This is a genomic window from Streptomyces sp. C, from assembly GCF_000158895.1.
GTDB lineage: Bacteria > Actinomycetota > Actinomycetes > Streptomycetales > Streptomycetaceae > Streptomyces > Streptomyces racemochromogenes.
Genome location: NZ_GG657750.1, coordinates 1916649 through 1940483 on the forward strand (window position 1 = coordinate 1916649; position 23835 = coordinate 1940483).

The 23835-nt window shown below is 73.4% G+C and carries 22 protein-coding genes; 8 read left to right on the forward strand and 14 right to left on the reverse strand.

Annotation, left to right across the window (positions count from 1 at the left end; genetic code table 11):
• From SSNG_RS08445 to SSNG_RS08455, 3 genes are all read left to right on the forward strand, one after another.
• The coding region (locus tag SSNG_RS08445; RefSeq protein ID WP_128636896.1) for a VWA domain-containing protein at positions 1–695 on the forward strand (695 nt) is incomplete at its 5' end.
• Positions 695–1294, forward strand: a complete 600-nt coding sequence (gene cobO / locus SSNG_RS08450; protein ID WP_007263394.1) for a cob(I)yrinic acid a,c-diamide adenosyltransferase — start codon at positions 695–697, stop codon at positions 1292–1294. The genes SSNG_RS08445 and cobO, both read left to right, overlap by 1 nt.
• 5 nt (positions 1295–1299) lie before the next feature.
• The gene (locus SSNG_RS08455; protein ID WP_042803123.1) at positions 1300–2661 is read left to right on the forward strand and encodes a cobyrinate a,c-diamide synthase; all 1362 of its coding nucleotides are present in this window, start codon (positions 1300–1302) and stop codon (positions 2659–2661) included.
• A gap of 20 nt (positions 2662–2681) precedes the next feature.
• Here SSNG_RS08455 and SSNG_RS08460 read toward each other — a convergent pair whose 3' ends face one another.
• A complete protein-coding gene (locus tag SSNG_RS08460) occupies positions 2682–3476 on the reverse strand; it encodes a ZIP family metal transporter (RefSeq protein WP_007263396.1) in 795 nt (264 codons plus the stop codon).
• A 119-nt stretch (positions 3477–3595) separates the two neighbouring features.
• Between SSNG_RS08460 and cobC the strand changes: the two genes are divergently transcribed.
• The gene (cobC, locus tag SSNG_RS08465; RefSeq protein WP_128637417.1) at positions 3596–5005 is read left to right on the forward strand and encodes an Rv2231c family pyridoxal phosphate-dependent protein CobC; all 1410 of its coding nucleotides are present in this window, start codon (positions 3596–3598) and stop codon (positions 5003–5005) included.
• A 623-nt stretch (positions 5006–5628) separates the two neighbouring features.
• On the opposite strand, the gene SSNG_RS08470 is transcribed toward cobC, so the two are convergent.
• Both SSNG_RS08470 and SSNG_RS08475 read right to left on the reverse strand, forming a co-directional pair.
• Positions 5629–6306, reverse strand: coding sequence for a class I SAM-dependent methyltransferase (locus SSNG_RS08470; protein ID WP_007263398.1), 678 nt, complete (start codon positions 6304–6306; stop codon positions 5629–5631).
• Between the two features lie 173 nt (positions 6307–6479).
• Positions 6480–6821 carry a hypothetical protein gene (locus tag SSNG_RS08475; RefSeq protein ID WP_241695008.1) on the reverse strand — a complete coding sequence of 114 codons (342 nt, stop codon included), beginning with the start codon at positions 6819–6821 and terminating at the stop codon, positions 6480–6482.
• A gap of 336 nt (positions 6822–7157) precedes the next feature.
• Here SSNG_RS08475 and SSNG_RS08480 point away from each other — a divergent pair, with 336 nt between their 5' ends.
• The gene (locus tag SSNG_RS08480) at positions 7158–7925 is read left to right on the forward strand and encodes a helix-turn-helix transcriptional regulator (protein WP_007263401.1); all 768 of its coding nucleotides are present in this window, start codon (positions 7158–7160) and stop codon (positions 7923–7925) included.
• Between the two features lie 715 nt (positions 7926–8640).
• Positions 8641–9831 (forward strand): CapA family protein, encoded by a 1191-nt coding sequence (locus tag SSNG_RS08485; RefSeq protein WP_128636897.1) that lies wholly within the window; start codon positions 8641–8643, stop codon positions 9829–9831.
• Positions 9832–9843: 12 nt separating this feature from the next.
• Here the strand turns inward: SSNG_RS08485 and SSNG_RS08490 are convergent, their stop codons facing one another.
• The 3 genes from SSNG_RS08490 to SSNG_RS08500 all read right to left on the reverse strand — a co-directional run bounded on the left by SSNG_RS08490 (position 9844) and on the right by SSNG_RS08500 (position 12804).
• Positions 9844–10791, reverse strand: a complete 948-nt coding sequence (locus tag SSNG_RS08490) for an SCO1860 family LAETG-anchored protein (protein WP_042803126.1) — start codon at positions 10789–10791, stop codon at positions 9844–9846.
• A 296-nt stretch (positions 10792–11087) separates the two neighbouring features.
• A complete protein-coding gene (locus tag SSNG_RS08495; RefSeq protein ID WP_007263404.1) occupies positions 11088–11633 on the reverse strand; it encodes an AAA family ATPase in 546 nt (181 codons plus the stop codon).
• A 76-nt stretch (positions 11634–11709) separates the two neighbouring features.
• Positions 11710–12804, reverse strand: coding sequence for an amidohydrolase family protein (locus SSNG_RS08500; RefSeq protein WP_007263405.1), 1095 nt, complete (start codon positions 12802–12804; stop codon positions 11710–11712).
• Between the two features lie 64 nt (positions 12805–12868).
• On the opposite strand from SSNG_RS08500, the gene SSNG_RS08505 reads away from it, so the two are divergent.
• The gene (locus tag SSNG_RS08505) at positions 12869–13939 is read left to right on the forward strand and encodes an aminotransferase class V-fold PLP-dependent enzyme (RefSeq protein WP_007263406.1); all 1071 of its coding nucleotides are present in this window, start codon (positions 12869–12871) and stop codon (positions 13937–13939) included.
• A 190-nt stretch (positions 13940–14129) separates the two neighbouring features.
• On the opposite strand, the gene SSNG_RS08510 is transcribed toward SSNG_RS08505, so the two are convergent.
• From SSNG_RS08510 to SSNG_RS08545, 8 genes are all read right to left on the reverse strand, one after another.
• Entirely contained in the window at positions 14130–15197 is a 1068-nt protein-coding gene (locus SSNG_RS08510; protein WP_042803127.1) for an aminotransferase class V-fold PLP-dependent enzyme, read from the reverse strand.
• A gap of 126 nt (positions 15198–15323) precedes the next feature.
• Entirely contained in the window at positions 15324–16031 is a 708-nt protein-coding gene (locus SSNG_RS08515) for a DsbA family oxidoreductase (RefSeq protein WP_007263408.1), read from the reverse strand.
• 61 nt (positions 16032–16092) lie between these two features.
• Positions 16093–16662: a GNAT family N-acetyltransferase gene (locus SSNG_RS08520; protein ID WP_007263409.1), complete on the reverse strand. Its 570-nt coding sequence runs from the start codon at positions 16660–16662 to the stop codon at positions 16093–16095.
• Complete coding sequence (locus tag SSNG_RS08525; RefSeq protein ID WP_007263410.1) at positions 16647–18095, reverse strand: penicillin-binding transpeptidase domain-containing protein; 1449 nt, start codon at positions 18093–18095, stop codon at positions 16647–16649. The genes SSNG_RS08520 and SSNG_RS08525 overlap by 16 nt, the downstream gene beginning before the upstream one ends.
• A 62-nt stretch (positions 18096–18157) precedes the next feature.
• Entirely contained in the window at positions 18158–18823 is a 666-nt protein-coding gene (locus SSNG_RS08530; protein WP_007263411.1) for a response regulator transcription factor, read from the reverse strand.
• Positions 18820–20160 (reverse strand): histidine kinase, encoded by a 1341-nt coding sequence (locus tag SSNG_RS08535; protein ID WP_241695009.1) that lies wholly within the window; start codon positions 20158–20160, stop codon positions 18820–18822. Before SSNG_RS08535 ends, SSNG_RS08530 begins: the two co-directional genes overlap by 4 nt.
• Positions 20161–20305: 145 nt before the next feature.
• On the reverse strand, positions 20306–21229 hold the full coding sequence (locus SSNG_RS08540; protein ID WP_241695010.1) for a hypothetical protein: 924 nt from the start codon (positions 21227–21229) through the stop codon (positions 20306–20308).
• A gap of 128 nt (positions 21230–21357) precedes the next feature.
• Positions 21358–22158 (reverse strand): IclR family transcriptional regulator, encoded by an 801-nt coding sequence (locus tag SSNG_RS08545; protein ID WP_007263414.1) that lies wholly within the window; start codon positions 22156–22158, stop codon positions 21358–21360.
• Positions 22159–22294: 136 nt separating this feature from the next.
• Here SSNG_RS08545 and SSNG_RS08550 point away from each other — a divergent pair, with 136 nt between their 5' ends.
• Positions 22295–23821: an aldehyde dehydrogenase (NADP(+)) gene (locus tag SSNG_RS08550; RefSeq protein ID WP_007263415.1), complete on the forward strand. Its 1527-nt coding sequence runs from the start codon at positions 22295–22297 to the stop codon at positions 23819–23821.
• Positions 23822–23835: the final 14 nt, after the last annotated feature.

Consider the following 23835-nt stretch of genomic DNA (forward strand, 5'->3'; position numbering starts at 1 on the left):
CGCACCAGAAGGCGCGCGGTCGCGCCGGCCGCGGCCTCGTCGTGCGCCGGGACGACCTGCGCCAGGCCACCCGGGAGGGCCGCGAGGGCAACCTCGTGCTGTTCTGCGTCGACGCCTCCGGCTCGATGGCCGCCCGGCAGCGGATGAGCGCCGTCAAGGGCGCGGTGCTCTCCCTGCTCCTGGACGCCTACCAGCGCCGGGACAAGGTCGGCCTGATCACCTTCCGCGGCGCGGACGCCGAACTGGCGCTGCCGCCCACCTCCTCGGTGGACGCGGCCGCCGCCCGGCTGGAGAAGCTGCCCACCGGCGGCCGCACCCCCCTCGGCCCGGGCCTGCTCAAGGCCCGCGAGGTGCTGCGGATCGAGCGGCTGCGGGACCCCTCGCGCCGCCCGCTGCTGGTCGTCGTCACCGACGGCCGGGCCACCTCGGCCGGGTCCGTCGGCGGCGACCCGCGCGAGCTGTCGGGGCGCAGCGCCCGGCTGCTGGCCGCCGACGGCATCGCGTCGGTGGTCGTGGACTGCGAGTCCGGGCCGGTCCGGCTGGGGCTCGCGGGAGCACTGGCCGCCGATCTGGGCGCGCACGCCGTGACCCTCGACGGGCTGCGGGCCGACTCGCTGGCCGGGCTCGTGAAGAACGTACGTACCGCAGTGACCCACACGGCGTCACTGAACAGCATCCCCAGGAGGGCCGCCTAATGCCGCAGGGACAGCCGACCGTCGTTCCGGACGACGGGCTCACGACGCGCCAGCGCCGCAACCGCCCGCTCGTCTTCGTGCACACCGGGCCGGGCAAGGGCAAGTCGACGGCCGCGTTCGGCCTGGCGCTGCGCGCCTGGAACCAGGGCTGGCCGATCGGGGTGTTCCAGTTCGTCAAGTCGGCGAAGTGGAAGGTCGGCGAGGAGAACGCGCTGAAGGTGCTGGGCGCCTCCGGCGAGGGCGGGTCCGTCGTCTGGCACAAGATGGGCGAGGGCTGGTCCTGGGTCCAGCGGGACGCCCAGCTCGACAACGAGCAGGCCGCCAAGGAGGGCTGGGAGCAGGTCAAGCGCGACCTGGCCGCCGAGACGCACAAGCTGTACGTGCTCGACGAGTTCGCGTACCCCATGCACTGGGGCTGGATCGACGTGGACGAGGTCATCGAGGTGCTGCGCGACCGGCCCGGCACCCAGCACGTGGTCATCACCGGCCGCAACGCCCCCGAGAAGCTGCTGGAGTTCGCGGACCTGGTCACCGAGATGACCAAGGTCAAGCACCCCATGGACGCCGGCCAGAAGGGCCAGAAGGGCATCGAGTGGTGACGTCCGTGAACGTGCCCCGGCTGGTCATCGCCGCGCCGTCCTCCGGCAGCGGCAAGACCACCGTGGCGACGGGCCTGATGGCGGCCTTCGCGGAGCGCGGCCTCGCCGTGTCCCCGCACAAGGCCGGGCCCGACTACATCGACCCCGGCTACCACGCGCTGGCCACGGGCCGGCCGGGCCGCAACCTCGACGCCTTCATGTGCGGGCCGGAGCTGGTCGGGCCGCTGTTCGCGCACGGGGCGGCCGGCTGCGACCTGGCCGTGGTCGAGGGCGTGATGGGGCTCTACGACGGCGCCGCCGGACGGGGCGAGCTGGCCTCGACGGCACAGGTGGCGAAGCTGCTGCGGGCGCCGGTGGTGCTGGTGGTGGACGCCTCCTCGCAGTCCCGGTCGGTGGCGGCGCTGGTGCACGGCTTCGCCTCGTTCGACCCGCAGGTGCGGCTCGGCGGGGTGATCCTCAACAAAGTGGGCTCCGACCGGCACGAGGCGATGCTGCGGGAGGCGCTGGAGGAGGCCGGGATGCCGGTCCTCGGCGTCATGCGGCGGGCCCCGCAGGTGGCGACGCCGTCCCGGCACCTGGGCCTGGTCCCGGTGGCCGAGCGGCGGGCCGACGCCGTCGCCGCCGTCGCGGCGCTGGCCGAGCAGGTGCGGGCGGGCTGCGACCTGGACGCGCTGATGGCGCTGGCGCGGACGGCTCCGGCGCTGGAGTGCGAGCCGTGGTCCGCGGAGGAGGCCGTCACCCCCGTCGGGGGGCCCCGTCCGCGTCCCGTCGTCGCCGTGGCCGGCGGCCCCGCGTTCACGTTCTCGTACGCCGAACACGCGGAGCTGCTGCGCGCCGCCGGTGCGGAGGTGGTCACCTTCGACCCCCTCCACGACGAGGCGCTCCCCGAGGGCACGAGCGGGCTCGTGATAGGCGGCGGCTTCCCCGAGGTGTACGCGCCGGAGCTCTCCGCGAACGAGCCCCTGCGCAAGGCCGTCGCGGACTTCGCGGCGGCCGGCGGGCCGGTGGCCGCCGAGTGCGCCGGGCTGCTGTACCTGGCGCGGTCCCTCGACGGGAAGCCGATGTGCGGGGTGCTCGACGCCGACGCCCGGATGTCGGAGCGGCTGACCCTCGGCTACCGCGAGGCCGTCGCGGTGTCGGACAGCTCGCTCGCCGCCGCCGGGACGCGGCTGCGCGGGCACGAGTTCCACCGGACGGTGGTCGAGCCGGGCGCCGGAGCGGCGCCGGCGTGGGGCTTCACGCATCCCGAACGCCGCGTCGAGGGCTTCGTACGGCAGGGCGTGCACGCCAGTTACCTGCACACCCACTGGGCGGCGCAGCCGTCGGTCGCCCGGCGCTTCGCGGAAGCCGCGGCAGCGCACCGGTGACCGGCCTCCCCGGCCGGGGGTCAGTCCGCGAGGCCGACCACGAGCCAGATCCCGGCCACCCCGCCCACCGTGCACATCAGCGTGGACAGGGCGGGGTGCTCGTGGTGCGCCTCGGGGAGGATCTCGGCGGCGGCCAGGTACAGCAGGGCCCCGCCGAAGAACCCGAGGTACGCCCCGAGGGGTTCCTCCGGAAGGGTGAACAGCAGGGTGGACGCGGCGCCGACGACCGGGGCCACGGCGTCCGCGAAGAGCATCAGCAGGGCCTTGCGGCGGGCGTTCCCGTAGAGGCGGGTGAGCGTGTACGTGTTGAACCCGTCGGCGAAGTCGTGGGTGATGACGGCCAGCGCCACGGCCACGCCCATGCCGCCGCCGACCTGGAAGGCGGCGCCGAGGGCCACTCCGTCGGCGACGCTGTGGCCGACCATCGCGGCGGCCGCGGTGAGACCGACCTGCGGGACGCGTCCGCCGCCGTGGCCGTGCCCGTCGCGCCCGCCGTGGCCGTGCCCGTCGCGCCCGCCGTGGCCGTGGCCGCCGTCGTCCGCGGCGCCGTGCGCGGCCTGGCGTACGGCGAGCAGGCGCTCCACCACGTGGGCGACGAGGAAGCCGCCGACGAAGAGCAGCAGGGCCAGCGGGACGCCGAACACCTCCTGGCCGGCGGCGTGCATGGCCTCCGGGAGCAGGTCGAGGCCGACCACGCCGAGCATCAGCCCGCCGGCCAGGCCGAGCACCAGGTGGCGGCGGTCGGTGACGCGTTGCGCCGTCCAGCCGCCCGCCAGCGTCATGAGGAACGCGCCCAACGCCACGATCACCGCCATGTGCCCCTGAATACCGACTGGCGGCCGGGTGCGCACTTCCGCGCGCGGGTGGCGGGCGGCAGCGTGTTGACGAAGACAGACGGACGAGGGACGGAGGAGGTATCCCGGTGGGCGAGTACGTGACGCGGCTGGTGGTCGGGGTCGGCGGGCGTGCGGGGGTCTCCGTCGAGGAGGTCTGCGCGCTGGTCGAGGAGACGCTGCGGGGGGCCGGGCTGGCCACCGGGGCGGTGACGGCGCTGGCCACGGTGGAGTCGAAGACCGGGGAGCCGGGCATCGCGGGGGCGGCGGAACGTTTCGGCGTACCGCTGGTCGGCTATCCGGCGGAACGCCTCGCGCTGATCCCCGTACCGCACCCCTCGGCGTCGGTACGGGCCGCCTCCGGCACGGCTTCGGTGGCGGAGGCGGCGGCCCTGGCGGGCGGCGGGGAACTCCTCGTGCCGAAGCGGCGGTCGGTGGCGGCGACGTGCGCGGTCGCCACCGCCGAGGAGCACGACCTGCGCCACCACGGCGACGCGGAGGTCGCGGACGCGGGCGCCGCCCTGATCGACCTGGCGGTGAACGTACGCTCCGACACGCCGCCGGAGTGGCTCAAGGAGCGGATCGCGGCCTGCCTGGGCGACCTGGCGGCCTACCCCGACGGACGGGCGGCGCGCGCCGCGGTGGCGGCCCGGCACGGGCTGCCGGTCGAGCGGGTGCTGCTGACGGCGGGCGCGGCGGAGGCGTTCGTACTGATCGCGCGGGCCCTGGGGGCCGTACGGCCGGTCGTGGTGCACCCGCAGTTCACCGAGCCGGAGGCGGCCCTCCGGGACGCCGGGCACCGGGTGGAACGGGTCCTGCTGCGCCCCGAGGACGGCTTCCGGCTGGACCCGGCGGCGGTGCCGGAGGAGGCCGACCTGGTGGTGGTCGGCAACCCCACCAACCCGACGTCGGTCCTGCACCCGGCCGGTGTCCTGACGGCACTGGCCCGGCCCGGGCGGACCCTGGTGGTGGACGAGGCGTTCATGGACGCCGTCCCGGGCGAGCGGGAGGCACTGGCGGGGCGGATGGACGTACCCGGGCTGGTGGTGTTGCGGAGCCTGACGAAAACGTGGGGGCTGGCGGGGCTGCGCATCGGGTACGTGCTGGCCGAACCGGAGGTCATCGCGAAGCTGGCCGCCGCGCAGCCGCTGTGGCCGGTGTCGACGCCGGCCCTGGTGGCGGCGGAGGCCTGCGTCTCGCCCCCGGCACTGGCGGAGGCGGAGGCCGCCGCACGGCGGATCGCGGTGGACCGGGAGCACCTGCTGGCGGGGCTGGCGGAGTTCGAGGAGGTCACGGTGTCGGGCGTCGCCGAGGGCCCGTTCGTCCTGGTCCGCATCCCGGGCGCGGCGGACGTACGCACCCGCCTGCGCGCCCTGAGCTTCGCGGTGCGCCGGGGCGACACCTTCCCGGGCCTGGACCCCGACTGGCTCCGCCTGGCGGTCCGCGACCGAGCCACAACGGGCCGCCTCCTCCAGGCCCTGGACCACGCGCTGGCGCTGGGGGGGCGGTAGGGGGGTTTCGGCGCGGGCCGGCTATCTCCCCCTCGAGGGGGTGGGGGCTGGGGCGGGGGTTGCCCACCCGTCTCCCCGTCTGCGGGCCGGGGGTGGGGGGCGGTACCCCCTCGGGCGGTCTCACAGAAGCGTGGGGGCTTCCCGTCAGTCCCATCGTCCTTCCGGTTCGGGCCGGTCCCTCAAGGGCGCTCCTTCGTCGCGTCGCTACGCGATCGCCTTCGGCGACCCTTGACCGACCGACCCGAACCGGAAAGCCGAAAGACTGCCGGGAAACCCCCAAAGAAACGGCACGGTCCAGAGGAGCAGGGACGGCCGTATCAGCGATGAGACGAGGGGCCGGGCGCCGGCCCGCCAGGCATCCGGGCCCTCAAGAGTCGCGAGTCCGGACCAGGTGTGCGACTACCCGCACGAGAGGTTGACCAGAGCGACCTGCGGAGCCCCCAGGCGCAGCAGATCGCTACGCGCTCCTCAAATCTCAGCGTCCGACGACCGCCTTGAGCTGATACCCGCACCAGAGGACGAACAGAGCATCCCAGGCAGCGGACGGGCGCGACAGATCGCTACGCGCTCCTCGGATCTCGGCGGCCGGCGGCTTTCGGGGGTCCTGACGTGGCAGCGGGTTTCTAGCCTCCGTGGACGGCTCGGACGAGCAAGGTGCCTGTGCGCCGGCTCCCGGAGGGAGGGGCAATTACGGAGGCTGACACGTCGGTGTAGCCGTGTTCCTTGAGGATCAGCGCCCACACATCGGGTTCGAAGTCCCACCGTTTGACGACGGCGGGGTCTTCCTCGGGCCCGCGCGGGATGTAGGAAGCCTGGCAGCCGTAACAGCCCGTGATCGGAGGCCGGTGGGAGAACGCGAACACTCCACCGGGTTTGAGGTTGGCGTGGACGATCGGCAGCAGCAGGCCGGGGTCGGTGAACCAGGCGGCACCGAACACGCTGTAGATCGCGTCGAAGATCGTGAACGTGCCGCCGAGGTAGGTGAGTGCGTCAGCCTGGTGGAGTTCCATGCCGTCCGTGCCAGGCCATCGGTCGTGTGCCTTGTCGAGTTGGCGGGCGGAGAGATCGACACCTACGGCCTTCATACCGAGCGTGGCGAGGTGCGCGGTGTTTCCTGCGGACCCGCAGCCGAGGTCGAGTGCGGTGTCTCCGGGGTTGAGGTTGAGCACGTCCGCCCCGGGTCCGTGGTCCGGGTACTGAGTCCAGTTGAACCACGTGGTCTCGCCCTTGGCGTTGGCCAGCCGTCGTTGGGGCTTGCTCTGTGAGTAGGTGTCCCATGCGGCGCTACGAGCGTCAGTCATCACGTGTCCGTTCTCGTTCATGGCGACAGCCGCCCGGCACGATACCGGGCGGCTGAGGCAGTGGGGCTACTTCGCGACGGGGCTGTCGCCGCATCCGGCGTAGGACTGGCTGCAGTCGGCAGCGTTGTCGGCGGGCCAGAACTCGGGATCGGTTTCGAAGCCGTTGTCACGGATCATGTCGGCCGTCCGCCGCATCGCCGTTCGGCCCTCGGTCGGGTTGTGGCCGCTGTTGCGGTCCGGATGAACCGGCCGGCGACCGCTTCGCGGAAGTCGGCGTAGGGCTTGGTGTGGAGGACGAACGCGTGCCAGAAGAGGTCCACCCGCAGGCTCGGGGTCGCCTTCTGCGTGCTGTTCGCGGCGACGGCGAGGAAGGCCGCCATCTGATCGACGCCGCGTTCGCCCTCGTCGTCGGTCATCTCCGGCCAGGAGTCCTCGCGGACCATGGTGATGAGGTCGGTCCGAAGTTCCGGGGTGATGAGGTCGTACACGGTCTTCGCCGTGTCGGTGATCGTCACGTCTGTGCCTTCCTGGTCTGTGAGGAGCATTGGGGGCACCCGCAGGGCGGCCAGGCAGCAGAGTCCATGGGGGTCAACGGCTTCTCGGCGCTGCTGCTGGGGTAGATCACCTCAGAGCCGAACGTCTGGCCGGAGTCGTGAGACACCCGCACGGTCATGGTCATCGCTTGCCTTCCTCTGCCCGATCCGGTTGGTGAAGCGATGTTCCCGCCCGTCGGCCGGGCAGAGCGACGACGTTCCGGGCGTCTCCCAGGCGTCAATCACTGAGACGTCAATGACGCCCACTGAGGCGTCAAACCGGTGTCATTTCAAGACTGTTGGGTCTAGCGTTGAGCCATGACGACGACCGCCGTGGTGCCGAACGATGTGCTGCGGGCCGTGCGTATCGGCCTGCGCTTAAGCCAGGACGACTTCGCCAAGGCCCTCCGCCGGGCAGGTGTCGAACTGGGGGAACCGAACGAGGCTTCCAAGCGGCTGGTGCAGCGCTGGGAATCCGGCACGAGCAAGACGCCTCGGGGCGTGTACGCCAGGGCGTTGGAGCGGGTTACCGGCCGGCCGGTCGAGGCGCTGGGATTCGCTCTGCCGGTACCGATGGCACGAGTCCACGCAGACGGGAAGGGAGGACATGACATGGAGACCAGCGCAACCGGTGTCGCGTCTGCCGCTGTGGGCGCGCAGACAGGTGACGAGACCTTTTCGGGGGTGTGGCTCAGCCGCTACGAGTTCTTCTCCTCGAGCCGGGGCGACGCTTACGAGGGCAAGCACTACGTGGTGATCGTCCAGCACGGGAACCGGCTGACCGTCCAGAGTCTGCCCGGGGCGAGCAGCCACCCGGACAGCCCGCTCACGCTGGACCTCACCGTCGACCGCAACGTGGTCACGGGTACCTGGGTCGAGCAGACCGCCGCAGACGGCTACTACAACGGGGCCCGCTACCACGGGGCCATCCAACTCCTCGTCGAGCCGACCGGACGACGCATGGCCGGCAAGTGGGTCGGCTTCGGCAAGGACTTCGACGTGAACACGGGCCCCTGGGAACTGCGTCTGGTGGACCGATCCACGTCCAAGGCGACCCTGGAGAGGTACAGCCGGCCCCCGGAGTGATGCAACGGGCGATCGGTGCGAATATCAGCCCAGGACGGCCGCCGGCCGCCGAGATCAGAGAAGCGCGTAGCGATCCGTCGCGCCCACCGGCTCCTGTGGCTGCTCTGTTCGCCCTCTGGTGCGGGTAGCAGCCCCAGGCGGTCGCCGGACGCCAAGAAATGAGGAGCGCGTAGCGATCTGTCGCGTCTGGGGGCTTCCTGGGCTGCTCTGTTCGCCCTCTCGTGCGGGTAGTCGCGCACCGGCTCCGGATCTCGACTCTTGGGGGCCCGGATGCCCGGCGAGCCGGCCCCCGGCCCCTCGTCTCATCGCTGAGACGCCCGTCCCTCCACCATGGACCGTGCCGTTTCTTTGGGGGTTTCCCGGCAGTCTTTCGGCTTTCCGGGGCGGGTCGGTCTGTCAAGGGTGGAGCGAAGCGACATCGCGAAGCGACGCGACGAAGGAGCGCCCTTGACAGGCCGGCACGAACCGGAAGGACGATGGGACTGACGGGAAGCCCCCACGCTTCTCTGAGACCGTCCGAGGGGATCCCGCTCCCCGAACCACCGGCCCGCACCCAGGGAGGCGGGTGGGCAACCCCCGCCCCACCCCACGGGGTCGAGGGGGAGATAGCGGGCCCGCACCACAAGCCCCCCGCCCTCCGGGCGCGGGGCGCGGGGCGCGGGGCGCCGGCGGCGCGCCTAGCATGGCCGGAGCTACGAGACACAGGGGGCAGGGCATGAGGACGGCGGCGCGCGTGGGGATCGGGGTGGCGGCGCTGGCCTTGGTCGGCGGGGGCGTGTATGCCGTGCCCCGGGTGCTGGGGGACGGGGTCGAGGGTGCCGCCGAGCAGCGGTTGCAGGGGAAGCCGGGGACCGGGAAGGCCGCTCCGGCCGGGACGCCGTTCACGCTGGTGGCGACCGGCGACATCATTCCGTACCCGTCGATCATCCAGCGCGCGGCGGACGACGCCGGCGGCAAGGCCGGCGAGTACGACTTCCGGAAGATACTCGCGGGCGTCAAGCCCATCGTTTCCGCCGCCGATCTGGCGATATGCCACCACGAGATACCGTACGGCCGGCCCGGCGGCCCCTACACCGGCTATCCCGCCTTCAAGGCCCCGCACCAGCTGGCCGACGCCCTCAAGGACGCCGGGTACGACAGCTGTTCCACCGCTTCGAACCACACCCTCGACGACGGCTACGACGGCCTCACCCGCACCCTCGACCACCTCGACCGGGTCGGCCTGAAGCACGTCGGTTCGGCGCGCAGCGCCGAGGAGGCCAAAGCACCGGCCCTGCTCTCGGCCGGCGGCGCGAAGGTCGCCCAGCTGGACTACACGTACGGGACGAACGGCATACCGGTCCCGGCGGGCAAGCCGTGGGCCGTCAACCTGATCGACCAGGCCCGGATCGTCGCCGACGCCCGCGCGGCCCGGGCGGCCGGCGCGAACGTCGTGCTCCTCAGCATCCACTGGGGCACCGAGTGGCAGACGGCGCCCGACCAGCAGCAGAAGGACCTGGCGCAGGCGCTGACCGCCTCGCGGGGGGCGGACGGCCTGCCCGACATCGATCTGATCCTCGGTACGCACAACCACGTGCCGCAGCCCTACGAGAAGATCAACGGCACCTGGGTGGTGTTCGGCATGGGCGATCAGGTCGCGAGCTTCTACGAGCCGGAGAAGGCGCGGGGCAACATGTCCTCGATCCCCCGGTTCACCTTCGCCCCGTCGGCGAAGGACAGTGGCCGCTGGGAGGTGGTGAAGGCCGAGTACCTGACGCAGTTCTCGGACATGAAGCCGCCGTTCCGGGTCGTCTGTGCCTCCTGTACGCCGGACCGTGCCGACTACGCGAAGGTCGACAAGGAGGTCACGGCGGCCGTCACCTCGCGCGGGGCCGCCGGTCAGGGGCTGGAGCGCGCCACCCGCTGAGGGGGCGGGCGGTTACCGGGTCCTGCCGCGCCGGGTCACGACGAGGGCGCCCGCGCCGACGGCGAGCAGGAGGATGGCGCCGCCCGCGACGTACGGGGTGACCGAACCGGCGCCGGTCTCGGCGAGGTTCGCCTGTGCGGTGGTCTGCTTCGTGTTCGTGGTCTGCGCCGCCGTCTGCGGCTTGACGTCGGGCTTGCTGTCGGGCTTGCTGTCGGGCTTCGTGTCGGGCTTGGCCTCCGGCTTGGTGCCCTTGGGGGCTTCGCAGTGGGCTTCGGCCAGGACGACCTCGCCGTCGACCTGGGCCACGTTCAGGTCCAGCGGGTTGACCGACACCTTCAGGCGCAGCGCGGCCGCGGCGGCTGTGGTGGAGGTGGTCTGCGTGCCGGAGAGTTCCAGGGAGACGGATCCGACGCCGGGGACGTCGATCTTGGTGGCGGGGCCGCCGGCGGTGACGGTGACCTTCTTGCCGAGGGCGGTGACGGTGCCGAGGACGTTCGAGGTGGCGACGGGCTTCTTGCCGGCTTCGCAGACGGCCTTGGAGGTGACCTTCTCGACCTCGATGAGGGAGAGCCGGGGCAGGCCGGGGACGTGGACCTTGGCGTGGGCGAGGTTCGATTCGGCCTGGGCGGTGTTCTTGTCGGCGGTGGCCTTGGCGGTGGCGACGTCGGCCTTCAGGACGCTGACGGGCTGTCCCTGTTCGGCGCCGTCGAGGGTGACGGTGAGGGCCGTCTTCTCGGCGGTGGCGGGGGCGGTGACCTCGTTGAGGGTGGTCTTCAGCGGGACGTGGACGGCCTTGTTGAGCATGCCCACGTCCAGTCCGGCCCGCAGGACGACGGCTCCGGACGTTCCCTCGCTCCCGGCGCCGCCGCCCGTGGCGAGGGCGGGCGGCGCGGCGAGCAGGGCTACCGCCCCCGTGGCGAGCAGAACGGCCGCGGGCATGCGGAAGGTGTTGCTGTTCAAGATGGTGGAACCCCCGGGGAGTTGGGTGCCGCCGGGGGGCCAATGGGGGACATCGCGCGCGCCGACGGCTTCGACGTTCGAATCCTTGCGCACGGGGAGTGAACGGTCAGCGACCCGACGTGAGTTCACCCCAAAGGGTGGATTCCACGCGTGTTTTCGATTTGTGACGCCCCATCCAAAAGGGGGCGCCAGGCCGAGCCCAGACGCACCGGCCTTCGAGGGCGTCATGGCAGGCATCCGCGTCCCGCGAAACGGCCCGGGAAGACCCAGGGCCCCGAAACCGAGCGGCGGGGAACCTAACCAGAGGTGTCGGGAAGCCAGCTGGTAGCGCCGACCACTTCGCGCGCTATGTCGACCACGGAACGTCCGTCGGTCGCGACTCGCACCGTGTCCAGGGGTGTCTGCTCATCCAGAATTCGCGCCTTACGGGCGCTGCTCTTCAGCTCGTGCTCCAGCTCCGAGCCCAGTTCCCGACCCGTCAGCCGCTCCCGGGTGGTGGCATCGGACGCGGTGAGCACCACCCGTACGATCCTGACGTTCGCACCCATGGCGCGCCGGAACATGCCCTCGTTCTCGGCCAGAACGCTGACAGTGTGCGTGTAGATCAAGCGGTGGTACCCGAGCTCGGCGTAGTTCGACCAGAGCGCCGTCAGATTGCGCTCGGCGATCTTCTTGCGGCGGGGGTCCCCCTCCGGAGCAGGATGTGCCTGCCCCATGAAGTCACCTTCGATGACGCAGTGAGCAACCATCGCGGCGCGCAGACGCGCTGAGACCTCCCACCCCACCGTCGTCTTGCCGACGCCGGCGCGCCCTCCGATGAGCAATACCTCTGCTTGATCCATGACTGCACCCTGCCACCGAGCAGTCGAACCGCGCGAATCGCGCGAACCAGATCTGCGCGGATCGGGGAGACAGGTCCTAGGCCCGGACCACCCCGTTGACGATGACCCGGTCCGGCTGTGCGAGGGCCCGTACGTCGGCCCGCGGGTCGGTGGCGTAGACGACGAGGTCGGCCGGGGCGCCTTCGGTGAGGCCGGGGCGGCCGAGCCATGCGCGGGCCGCCCAGGCCGTCGCCGAGAGGGCGTCCAGCGGCGGGATGCCGGCCTTCACGAGCTCCGCGACCTCGGCGGCGACCAGGCCGTGCGGCAGGGAGCCGCCGGCGTCCGTGCCGACGTACACCTGGATGCCCGCGTCCCAGGCCGCCCGGACGGTGTCGTAGCGCCGCTCGTGGAGCCGGCGCATGTGCGCCGACCAGCGGGGGAACTTGGCGTCGCCGCCCGCCGCCAGCTTCGGGAACGTGGCGATGTTGACGAGGGTCGGGACGATCGCCACGCCGCGCTCCGCGAAGAGCGGGATGGTGTCCTCGGTGAGCCCGGTGGCGTGCTCGATGCAGTCGATGCCCGCCTCGACGAGGTCCCGCAGCGAGTCCTCGGCGAAGCAGTGCGCGGTGACCCGGGCGCCCAGACGGTGCGCCTCGGCGATGGCCGCCTCGACCTCGGCGCGCGGCCAGCACGCCGTCAGGTCGCCGGCGTCACGGTCGATCCAGTCGCCGACGAGCTTGACCCAGCCGTCGCCGCGCCGGGCCTCCCGGGCGACGTACTCGACGAGCTGCGGCGGTTCGATCTCGTGGGCGTAGTTGCGGATGTAGCGGCGGGTGCGGGCGATGTGCCGGCCCGCCCGGATGATCTTCGGGAGGTCGTCGCGGTCGTCGATCCAGCGGGTGTCGGAGGGGGATCCGGCATCGCGGACGAGGAGCGTGCCGGCGTCCCGGTCGGTGAGGGCCTGCGCCTCGGCGGTGGGGGCGTCGACCGGGCCGTGGGCGTCGAGGCCCACGTGGCAGTGCGCGTCGACCAGGCCGGGCAGGGCCCATCCGGTGACCGTGGTGACCTCGCGGGCGGCGGTCGGCCGCTCGTAGGAGATCCGTCCGCCGACGACCCACAGTTCGTCGCGCACCTCGTGGGGCCCGACGAGTACGCGTCCCTTCACATGGAGCACACCGTTGTGATCACTCATGTCCGCACTGTACGTGCGTGCTGGGTAGGCTCGGCCGGTAACCCCGGACGAAGAGAGCACCGCCGTGACCCACCCCCTGCTGGACCTGCCGCCGCTGACCGCCGAGCGCTTCGCGTCGATCGAGCGGGGGGTGGCGCGGCTGCTGGACACCCGGCACGACGTGGTGGTCACCCAGGGCGAGGCGCTGCTGCCGCTGGAGGGGTGCATCCGCTCGGGGGCGCGGCCGGGTTCGACGGCGCTGAACGTCGTCACCGGGCCGTACGGGACCACTTTCGGCAACTGGCTGCGGGACGCCGGGGCGAACGTGGTGGACCTGGCGGTGCCCTTCGACACGGCCGTCAGCGGTGAGCAGGTGGCGCGTGCGCTGGCGGAGCACCCGGAGATCGACTTCGTGTCGCTGGTGCACGCGGAGGCGGCCACCGGCAACACGAATCCGGTCGCGGAGATCGGTGAGGCGGTACGGGCGCACGGGGCGCTGTTCATGCTGGACGCGGTGGCCTCGGTGGGTGCGGAGCCGCTGCTGCCGGACGCGTGGGGCGTGGACCTGTGCGTGATCGGGGCGCAGAAGGCGATGGGCGGCCCGGCGGGGGTCTCGGCGGTGTCGGTGAGCGACCGGGCCTGGGAGCGGTTCGCGGCCAACCCGGCGGCGCCGCGCCGCTCGTACCTGTCGCTGCTGGACTGGAAGGAACGCTGGATCGACGGTGGCCGCAAGGCGCTGCTGCACGCGCCCGCGCAGCTGGAGATGCTGGCGCTGGAGGCGTGCCTGGACCGGATCGCGGCCGAGGGGCCGGCGCGCGTGCTGGGGCGGCACGCCGCGGCCGCCCGGGCCACCCGGGCGGGCGCGGCGGCGCTCGGTGTCGCCGCGTGGGTGGGCGACCCGGCGCAGGCCGCTCCGGTGGCGACCACGCTGCGGGTCGCGGACGCCTCGCTGGTGGTGGCGAAGGCGGTGGCGGTGGATCCGGCGGCCCCGCTCGCGGCGGGCGGCGGGGCGCTGGCGGGGGAGATGGTCCGGGTCAACCACTACGGCCCGGCCGCGTCGCCGGAGGCGGTCGGGGCCGCGCTGGGGGCGCTGGCGCGGGCCCTGGACGCCGATCCGGCGCCGGCGCTGGCCGCGGCTTCGGCGGCCTGGGCGTAGCTCGGGCGAGCCCGGGCGCGGCTTCGGCGGCCTGGGCGCGGCTCGGGCGAGCCCGGGCGCGGCTTCGGGGGCCTGGGCGTAGCTCCGGGCCCGCCGGACGTGACCGCGGCCCGCCGGACGGGACCGCGGGGCGGCGGGCGCGTCCGGAGGGCGGTCGGCGGATGCGCGTCCGCCGGCGCCGGTCAGCCGGTCAGCCGGTCAGCGCGTCCAGCAGGCGGTCCACGTCCGCCTCGGTGTTGTAGAGGTGGAAGGAGGCCCGCAGGGCGCCGTCGCGGGCGGAGGTGTGGATCCCGGCGGCCCCCAGGCCGGGCTGGCGGTGGGCCAGGCCCGGTACCGACACGATGGGGGCGTCGCCGGGGACGGGCTCGTGGCCGAGGCGGGCCAGCCCTTCCCGGTAGCGGGCGGCGAGGGCGGTGTCGTGGGCGTGGACGGCGTCGATGCCGACGCGCTCCAGCAGCGCCAGTGAGGGCTCGGCAGCGTGGTACGGGAGGAAGGCGGCGGACTCGTCGAAGCGGCGGGCGTCCCCGGCCAGTTGCCGCATGGGGCCGTAGACGGCGTCCCACTTGGACTCGGCCGCCACCCAGCCGGCGTGCAGCGGGGTCAGTCCCGGCTGGGCCTCCTCCGAGACCGTCAGGTACGACGCGCCGCGGCCGCCGAGCAGCCACTTGTAGCCGCCGGTGACGGTGTACTCGTACGGCGAGGCGTCGAAGGGCAGCCAGCCGGCGGCCTGGGTGGCGTCCACGAGCATCCGCGCCCCGTGCGCGGCGGTCGCCGTACGGACGGCGGCGAGGTCCGCTGTCCGGCCGTCGGCGGACTGGACGGCGCTGAGGGCGACGAGGGCGGTGTCGGGGCGGACGGCTTCGGCGAGGGATTCCAGCGGGGCGAAGCGGACCTTGAGGTCGCCGCGGAGCACGAAGGGGTTCATGACGGAGGCGAAGTCCCGCTCGGGGAACAGGATTTCTGCGCCGGGGGGCAGGGAAGCCGCGATCAGCCCGACGTGGACGGCGACGGACGAGCCGACGGCGACGCGCCGCGGGTCGGTCGAGACCAGCCGGGCGAAGGCGGCCCGCACCCGCTCGACGACGTCGAAGTCGCCCGCCCCGGCGGGCAGTCCGGCGCCCGCCGCCTCGGCCAGCTCCCGTACCGCGGCGATGGAGGCCTTCGGGAGCACTCCGGCGCCGGCGGTGTTGAGGTAGGTGGTGGAGTGCGCGAACTCGGCGGCGCACACGCGGGACAGGTGGGAGAGCGGAAGATCCATGCCGTCCACTCTGCGCCGACGCCGCCTGAAAGTCCATTGCCTGTTTTTGCGTGTGAGCTCCAAGCAGGACTTATATGAGGGTGCTCGGGCGGGTCAGCGCGGGCACCCCGGATGCGGGAGGGGCGGTCAGCCCTGGGGGACGGCGCAGGCGCCGTCGGGCTCGCAGGCCTCGGCGTCGGGGGCCGTCTCCACGGCCTCGCGCCCGGCCCAGGCCTGCTCCAGGGCCCGGGTGAAGACCTCTGCGGGCTGGCCGCCGGAGATGCCGTAGCGCCGGTCGAGGACGAAGAACGGCACGGCGTTGGCGCCCAGTTCGGCCGCCTCTCGCTCGTCGGCCCGCACCCGGTCCGCGTAGGCGGAGTCGTCGGCGAGGACCTCGCGGGCCTCGGTCTCGTCCAGTCCGGCCTCGACGGCCAGGGCGAGCAGCACCTCGGGGTCGAAGACGGACCGCTCCTCGGCGAAGTTGGCCCGGAAGGCGAGGTCGAGGAGCTGCTCCTGCCGGCCGCGGGCAGCGGCCAGGTGCAGCAGGCGGTGGATGTCGAAGGTGTTGCCGTGGTCACGGCCGTCGGTGCGGTACTCCAGTCCCTCCGCGCGGGCGCTGGCGGCGACGTGCTCCTCCATCGCGCGGGCCTCGTCGAGGGTGCGTCCGTACTTGCGGGCGAGCATCTCCAGCACGGGGGCGGTCACGCCCTTGGGGCCGTTGGGGTCGAGCTCGAAGGACCGGAAGACGACTTCCACCTCGTCGCGGTGCGCGAACTCGGCCAGGCCCTTGGCGAAACGGGCCTTTCCGATATAGCACCAGGGGCAGGCGATATCGGACCAGATCTCGACGCGCATGTTCCTTCTTCTCTCCGGGTGTGACTGAACGGTTTCCAGTTCAACCATCCGGGGCCCCGTCTCATTCCCCGGACGCCGGGCCGACCTCCAGCCAGAGCGTGCGATGGGAGCCCGCGGGGGTGCCGGCCGGGTCGGGGCGCCAGCCGTGGGAGGCGTAGAAGGCCTGGGCGCGCAGGTTGTGCTCGTAGACCTCCAGGCGGACCCGCTCGATTCCGGCCCGCCGCCAGGCGGCGAGGCAGGCCGCGTGCAGGGCGGCTCCGGTGCCCCGGCGCCACTGGTCGGGGTCCACGTGGAGCTGGGTGAGGGTGGTCACGCCGTCGGCGGTCAGGAAGGCCGCCACCCCGGTGACCCGGCCGTCCCGCTCGGCGCACAGCACCTGGCCCTGTGCCGCAGGCCGGGCCACCGCCCGCTCCCAGCCCTCGCGGGCGCGCGCCGCCTCGGTCTCACCCGCGTAGGCCTCCTCGGGGACGCGGCCCCGGTAGTACGTGGCCCTGGCCCTGGTGTGCAGGGCGGCGATGGCGTCGAGGTCGCTGGCGAGCGCGGTCCGGATCACGGGAAGGGGAACGCCCCGGGAACCATGTCGGTTCCCGGGGCGCCGCCCCCGGCGTTCGGCGGCTACTTCTTCAGCCACGCCGCCATCATCTTCTGGGCGATCGGCGCGGCCAGCTTGCCGCCGCCGATCTCGGAACGGTCGGTGTCCGAGTTCTCGATCATCACGGCGACGGCGATCTGCTTGCCGCCCGCCTTCGCGTACGAGGTGAACCAGGCCAGCGGCGGGATGTTGTTGTTGACGCCGCGCTGGGCCGTCCCGGTCTTGCCGCCCACCTCGGCGCCCGCGACCTGGGCGGGCTTGCCGCCGCCGTCGGTGGCCACCGTGCGCATGGCGTCCTGGAGCATGGAGGCCGTCTTCGGGCTCATCACCTGCTCGGTCTTCGGGTCCTTGAAGTCCTCCAGCACGTTGCCGTCGGCGTCGGTCACCTCGGAGACCATGTGCGGGGCGACCAGTTTGCCGCCGTTCTCGATCGCGGCGGTCACCATGGCCATCTGGAGCGGGGTGGCCTGCACGTCGAACTGGCCGATACCCGTCTGCGCGACCTGGTCGACCGACAGCTTCTTCGTGGGGTACTTGCTCGGCGGGTTGGTGCGGACCGGGGTGTCGATCTGCGTGTTGAAGCCGAGCTTCTCCGCCATCGCCCGCATCTTGTCCTGGCCGAGCTTGGAGGCGAGGTCCGCGAAGACGTTGTTGCAGGACAGCTTCAGGGCGGTGCGGGCCGAGACGTTGTTGCAGGCCTCGTCGCCCGCCTCGCTGGGCAGCTTGGTGCGGGTTCCGGGGATCGTGTACGCGCCCTGCACGCCCGTCGGCGTGTCGATGCTCGTCACCAGTCCGTTCTCGATGGCCGCCGCGAGGGTGACCAGCTTGAACGTGGAGCCGGGCGCCTGCGGCTTGCGCAGTGCCACGTTCTCCATGGCCTTGCCCTTGTCGGCGGACAGCTCGTCCCAGGCGGCCTTGTCGTTGGCGCCCGTGATGCGGCCCGGGTCGTAGGACGGGTTGTTGACCACGGCCAGGATCTCGCCGGTCGCCGGGTCGAGGGCCACGGCCGCGCCCTGCTTGCCGCCCAGGGCGTCGTAGGCGGCCTTCTGCACGCCCTTGTCGAGGGTGGTGAGGACGTTGCCCGGGTCGGCCCGCTTGTTGGTGAGCATGTCCATCACCGTCTTCAGCCGGGTGTCCGAGCCGTTGAGGACGTTCTTGTAGACGCCCTCCAGCATCGTCGTGCCGTAGGCCTGGGAGCTGTAGCCGGTGATCGGGGCGTAGAGCGGGCCGTCCACGTAGGTCCGCTTGTACCCGAAGTCCTTGCCGCCCGTCTGCGTGGAGCCGGTGATCGACTCACCGCCCACGATGATGTTCCCCAGCGGGTTCTCGTACTGCCCGATGAGATTGCGCCGGTTGTTCTTGTCGTCTGCGAGGGCCTGGCCTTGGTACGCCTGCACCCAGGTGACCCGCACCATGAGGGCCAGCACCAGAAGCAGACAGAAGACCGACGCACGCCTGATCGTCTTGTTCATCCCCCAGAAGGACGTACCAGCGGCCCGGGCCGTTCCGCTCTGCCCCGATTGTGGCCGGGTTCTCAGCCTTTCTTCATGATGAAGCCCCCCTCGTAGGCGGCGATCACGGCCTGGGTGCGGTCGCGGGAGCCGGTCTTGGCGAGGACGGCGGCCACATGGGTCTTGACCGTCTGCGGGCCCACGCCGAGGTGCTCGCTCATCTCCTGGTTGGACAGTCCGGTGGCCATCAGGCGCAGCACGTCGGCCTCCCGGTCGGTGAGCCGCGCCGCCCAGGCGGGTGCCGGGGGCTCGGCGGCCGCCGTGTGGGCGGCGGCCAGGGCACGGACCGCCGCGGGGAAGAGCAGCGAGTCCCCCCGGGCGACGAGGCGGACCGCGCCGATCAGCTCGTCGGGGTCGGCCCGCTTGAGGAGGAACCCGGAGGCGCCCGCGCGCAGCGCGTCGTAGACGTAGGAGTCGTTCTCGAAGGTGGTGACGACCACGATCCGGGGCGGGTCGGGCATGGAGCGCAGGATCTGCCCGGTGGCCCCGAGGCCGTCGATCTGCGGCATGCGGACGTCCATCAGCACCACGTCGGGGGTCAGCGAGCGGACCAGGGCGACGGCCTCGGCGCCCGTGGCCGCCTCGCCGACGACCTCCATGTCGGGTTCCGCGTCGAGGATGACCCGCAGTGCGGTGCGGACCATCCGCTCGTCGTCGGCGACGACGACGCGCAGCGGCGGCCGGCTCATCGCCCGGCTCCGCCGGCCGCGCCGGCCGGGGTGGCCGCGGAGCCGAGCGGGAGGACCGCGCGCAGCCGCCACCGGCCCTCGTGGGGGCCGGCCTCGACGCGGCCGCCGAGCAGGGCGGCCCGCTCGGCGGCGCCGCGCAGTCCGCGGCCCCCGGTGGTGCGCCGCCGCTCGCCGTCGGGGGCGGGCGGGTCCTGAGCGGGCGCGTTGGTCATGGTGATCTCCAGTTCGCGGTGGCCGTCGGGTGTGTGGACGCGGATGTGCAGGGCGATGGGGCCCAGGCCGTGCCGCAGGGCGTTGCTCAGGCCCTCCTGGACGATCCGGTAGGCCTCGCGGGAGGTGATGGCCGGGAGCTGCTCCCAGTCGCCGACCGGGCCGGGGTCCTGGCTGGCGGTGACGGTGGTGCCGCCAGCGCGGGTGCGGGCCAGCAGCCCGTCGAGGTCGGCCGCGAGGGTCGGGGCCGGCGCGGCGTCGGCCCGGGCGGGGTCCCCGTCGCGCAGCAGGCCGAGGACCGTGTCGAGCTCGCCGACGGTGCGCCGGGTGGTCTCCTCGATCGCGGCGAGCGCCTCCCGCACGAACTCCGGGTCGCGGTCGAGCACCCGCCGGGCCGCGCCCGCCTGGAGGGTGACGGCGCTCAGGGCGTGCCCCACGGCGTCGTGCAGCTCCCGGGCCAGCCGGTTGCGGACGGCGAGGTCGGCGGCCCGTTCCTCGGCGGCGGCCAGCCGGTCCGCCGCGGTCGGCCCGAGGAGCACGGGTGCCAGCCGGGCCAGCAGTGCCCCCGCCGCCGCGGAGCTCACGACGACCAGGACCAGCAGCCCCACCCCGAGGAAGGGGGTGACGTACGGGTTCACCCCGCTGCTGAACCAGCCCGCCCCGAGGGGTGCCCGGCGCAGGGTGGCGGAGAACGGTACGAGGATCAGCACCAGCGCCATGGGCGTGGCCGCGAGGGTCATCCCGCTGATCACCGCCCCGACGCCCAGGTGCAGGGTCCACCAGGCGGCGGCCCGCCACCGGGAGCCCCACGAGCGGGCCGGCCCGCCGGCCGACAGGTCCCCGGGGACCCCGCACATGGCCCGCACGGCCGTCACCGACAGCGGGCGCACCAGCCCGAACAGCCCGGTCACGGCGGCCAGGGGCAGCGCGGCGGCGTAGGAGGCGAGGGTCAGGGTCGGGGAGGCCAGGACGTTGCCCCGGCCGGCCACGATACCGACCCATACCTGGCTGAGCAGGAAGTAGGGCATCAGCAGGGCTCCGCCGAGTATCAGGTGCACCCAGCGCAGCCGGGCCCGTGCCCCCAGCGCCGCCCCGGTCAGCCGGCGCGCCGCCCCCGTGCCGCTCACGTCCGTACCCCTCCCCGTCATGGTCCGTGTCCCCCCGGGCCGCTCTCCCCGGCGGCCTGCCGCGCTCAGCGCGCCCGGCCGGCGGGGAGCCTGCGTATGAGGACCGCCCCCGCGAGCAGCCCGGTGATCATCTGGCCGGCGTAGGTCAGGGCAGTCCACGGTGGTGGCCGGTTCGCCCTGCCTGAAGTCCAGCCCGTACGCGCGCGGCCAGCATGAACGCGCCCCAGGTCAGCATCGCCGCCGAGCCGATCCAGGTGACGGCCTGCCACTGCCGCGCACGCCCGCCGCCCCGGGCCAGCATCACGGCGCCCACCGCCGCGGCGAGCGCGCACAGCCCGTACGCCGCCGACACCACGCCCGTCTCCGCCGAGTACGCCGCCACCCGCTGGGCGGACAGCCCCGCGCTCCCGCCGAAGGCCCAGTAGAGGAACGCCGCGCCCACCGCGGTGCCCGCCAGCGCGGCGGCTCCCGCCACCACCCCCGTGGGAGACGGGAGCCGCCGCTGCGACGCGCCCTGCCCGGCCCCGCCCCAGCGCTCCCGCGCATAGGCGACGAACAGCCCGGCGAGGGCCACCCCCTGGAGGATGAAACCGCCGTAGACGACGGTGAACACCCAGGGGTCGAGGAAGGGTTCCCGGGCCGCCTTGACGGCTTCGCCGGCGCCCATGCCCAGGGCCTTGACGAGGCTCTGGGCCGGGAACCCGAGGGCTATGGGGGCGAGCAGCCCGGTGGCGACGTACGCCGGGACGGTCAGCAGCCATCCCGGCAGCCGTCTGCCCCAGGGCCTGGTGAGCGCCAGTACGAGCACGATGACGGTGGCGTCCATGGCCAGCGTCACCGCGTTGGCCACGGTGATCGGGAGACTGCCCGTCAGCAGCTCGCTGCCGTCCGGTATTCCGATGTGGCTCCCGGCCAGCCAGGCCGCCTTGAGCGTCAGGTACGGGACGGTGGCCGCCAGCCCGACGGCCCGCAGGACCCGCCGCCCCGTCCCGAGACGGGGGGAGGGGATGCCCGTGGCGCCGGTGGTTCCGGTCGGGTGGATCGCGTGGACTGCTCGTGTCGTCGTCATGTCCCCACGGTCGCCCGCGCAGACCCCCCTCCGCCTCCCCCGCGAAGGTGAACCGCCTCCCCCGCACGGGGGAGGCGGTACCCCGGCGGGGTGCGCCGGGTCACCGAGGCGGCACCCCGGCGGGGGTCTCACATGCGCCGGGTCACGACCGACAGCCGGTCCCGCGCCTCGAACAGCGCCGCCTTGATGGCCCGTTCGTGGTCCTCCGTCAGCCGTGCCACCGGCACCGAGCAGCTCACCGCGTCGCGGGCCGGCGTCCGGTACGGGATGGCCACGCCGAAGCAGCGCAGGCCGAGCGTGTTCTCCTCCCGGTCCACCGCGTACCCCTGCTCCCGGACCAGCGCGAGCTCCTCCACCAGCTGCTCCCGGTCGGTGATGGTGTGCTCCGTGACCGCCTCCAGCCGCTTCGGCAGCAGCGCGCGCACCTCCTCGTCGGTGTGCGAGGCCAGCAGCGCCTTGCCGAGGGCCGTGGAGTGGACGGGGAGCCTCCGCCCCACCCGGGTGAAGGGCCGCAGGTAGTGCTGGGACTGGCGGGTGGCGAGGTAGACCACGCTCGTCCCGTCCAGCCGTGCCAGGTGGATGGTCTCGGTGGTGTCGTCGGAGAGCCGGTCCAGGGTGGGCCGGGCCGCCGCGACGACCTCGTCGCCGTCGATGTACGAGCTCCCGACCAGCAGCGCCCGTACGCCGATGCCGTACCGCGTGCCGGTGGCGTCGGTCTCCACCCAGCCCAGGTTCACCAGCGTGCGCAGCAGCATGTAGAGGCTGGACTTGGGCAGGGAGAGGTCGTTCTGGATGTCGGCGAGGCTGTGCAGGCCCGGCCGTGCCGCGAAGTGCTCCAGCAGCAGGACGGTGCGCACCGCCGACTTCACCGGCGCCGCCGGCACGGGGACCCCCGGTTCGGCCGGACCGGCCGTCTCCGCTGTCGTCATACGCCTCTTCCCCTCTGGTCGGCTCTGATCGCCCCTTGTCACCCGGTGGACGCGGAAATAGAGTCCGCAGCAGAAGTGATCATTCATCCACCGGAACGGCGTTCAGAATACTGAACGGTCCAGGAGGTAGCGGGCCATGGCAGGGACACCAGTCTGGAGTGTGGACCCCCGCACCGGGAAGCAGCTCGAAGAGGTTGCGGCGGAAGCCACACCCGAGGACGTGGACCGGGCCGTACGCGCGGCCCACGGGGCCCGCGGGGCGCTGGCGGACGCGGCCCTGCGGGCCCGTTTCCTGCGCACCGCCGCCGAGCTCCTCGACGGGGCCGGGCAGGACGTGGTGGAGGCCGCCGACGCCGAGACCGCGCTGGGCTCCGGCCGCCTCACCGGCGAGCTGGCCCGCACCACCGGCCAGCTGCGCGCCTTCGCCGACGCCGTCGAGGAGGGCTCCCACCTCGACATCCGGATCGACCGGGCCGACCCCTCCCTCAGTCCGCCGCGCCCCGAACTGCGCCGCTACAAGGTGCCGCTGGGCGTGGTCGCCGTCTACGCCGCCTCCAACTTCCCGCTGGCCTTCTCCGTGCCCGGCGGCGACACCGCGAGCGCGCTGGCCGCGGGCTGCCCAGTGGTGGTCAAGGCCCACCCCGACCACCCGGCCACCTCCGAGCTGTGCGCCTCCCTGCTGCGCCGGGCCGCGGTGGCGTGCGGGCTGCCGGCCGAACTGGTCACCGTCCTCCACGGCTTCGACGCCGGCGTGGAGCTGGTCCGCCACCCCCTGGTGTCCGCCGCCGGGTTCACCGGGTCCATCCGGGGCGGCCGGGCGCTGTTCGACGCGGCCGCAGCCCGACCGGTGCCGATCCCCTTCCACGGCGAGCTCGGCTCCCTCAACCCCGTCGTCGTCACCCCGGCGGCCGCCGCCGAGCGCGCCGAGGAGATCGGCTCCGGGCTCGCGGGCTCGGTCACCCTCGGCGTGGGCCAGTTCTGCGTCAAGCCCGGCCTGGTCCTGGTCCCCGAGGGGCCCGACGGCGACCGGCTCACCGGCGCGCTCGCCAAGTCCCTGGGCGAGACCGGCCCCGGGGTCCTGCTCGACCACCGGATGCGGGAGAACTTCCTGGCCGGCGTCCGGGAACGGGCCGCCCTCCCCGGGGTCACCGCGCCCGTCACCCCCGGTCCCGGCGGCGAGCACGCCGTCGGCGCCGGCTTCCTGAGCGTGTCGGCGGCCACCCTGCTGGAGGGCGGCGCCCACGGGGTGCTCCTGGAGGAGTGCTTCGGGCCCGTCACCGTCGTCGTCCGGTACGCCGGCCAGGGCGAGGCCGCCGCGGTCCTGGACCGGCTCGGCGGGAACCTGAGCGCCACCCTGCAGCTCTCGCGGGCCGAGACCGAGGGCGCGCCCGGACCGGCCGCCGCGCTGATCGCGCAGGTCACGGGGCTGGCGGGGCGGATCGTGGTGAACGGCTGGCCGACCGGCGTCGCGGTGGCCCCGGCCCAGCACCACGGCGGCCCGTACCCGGCGGCCACCTCGCACTCCACCTCCGTCGGCGGCACCGCGATCGAGCGGTGGCTGCGCCCGGTGGCCTACCAGTCGGTGCCCGACGCGCTGCTCCCGCCGGAGCTGCGCGAGGCCAACCCGCTGGGCCTGCCGCGCCGCGTGACCGGCACCGCGTAATTCCGTTGCCGCCC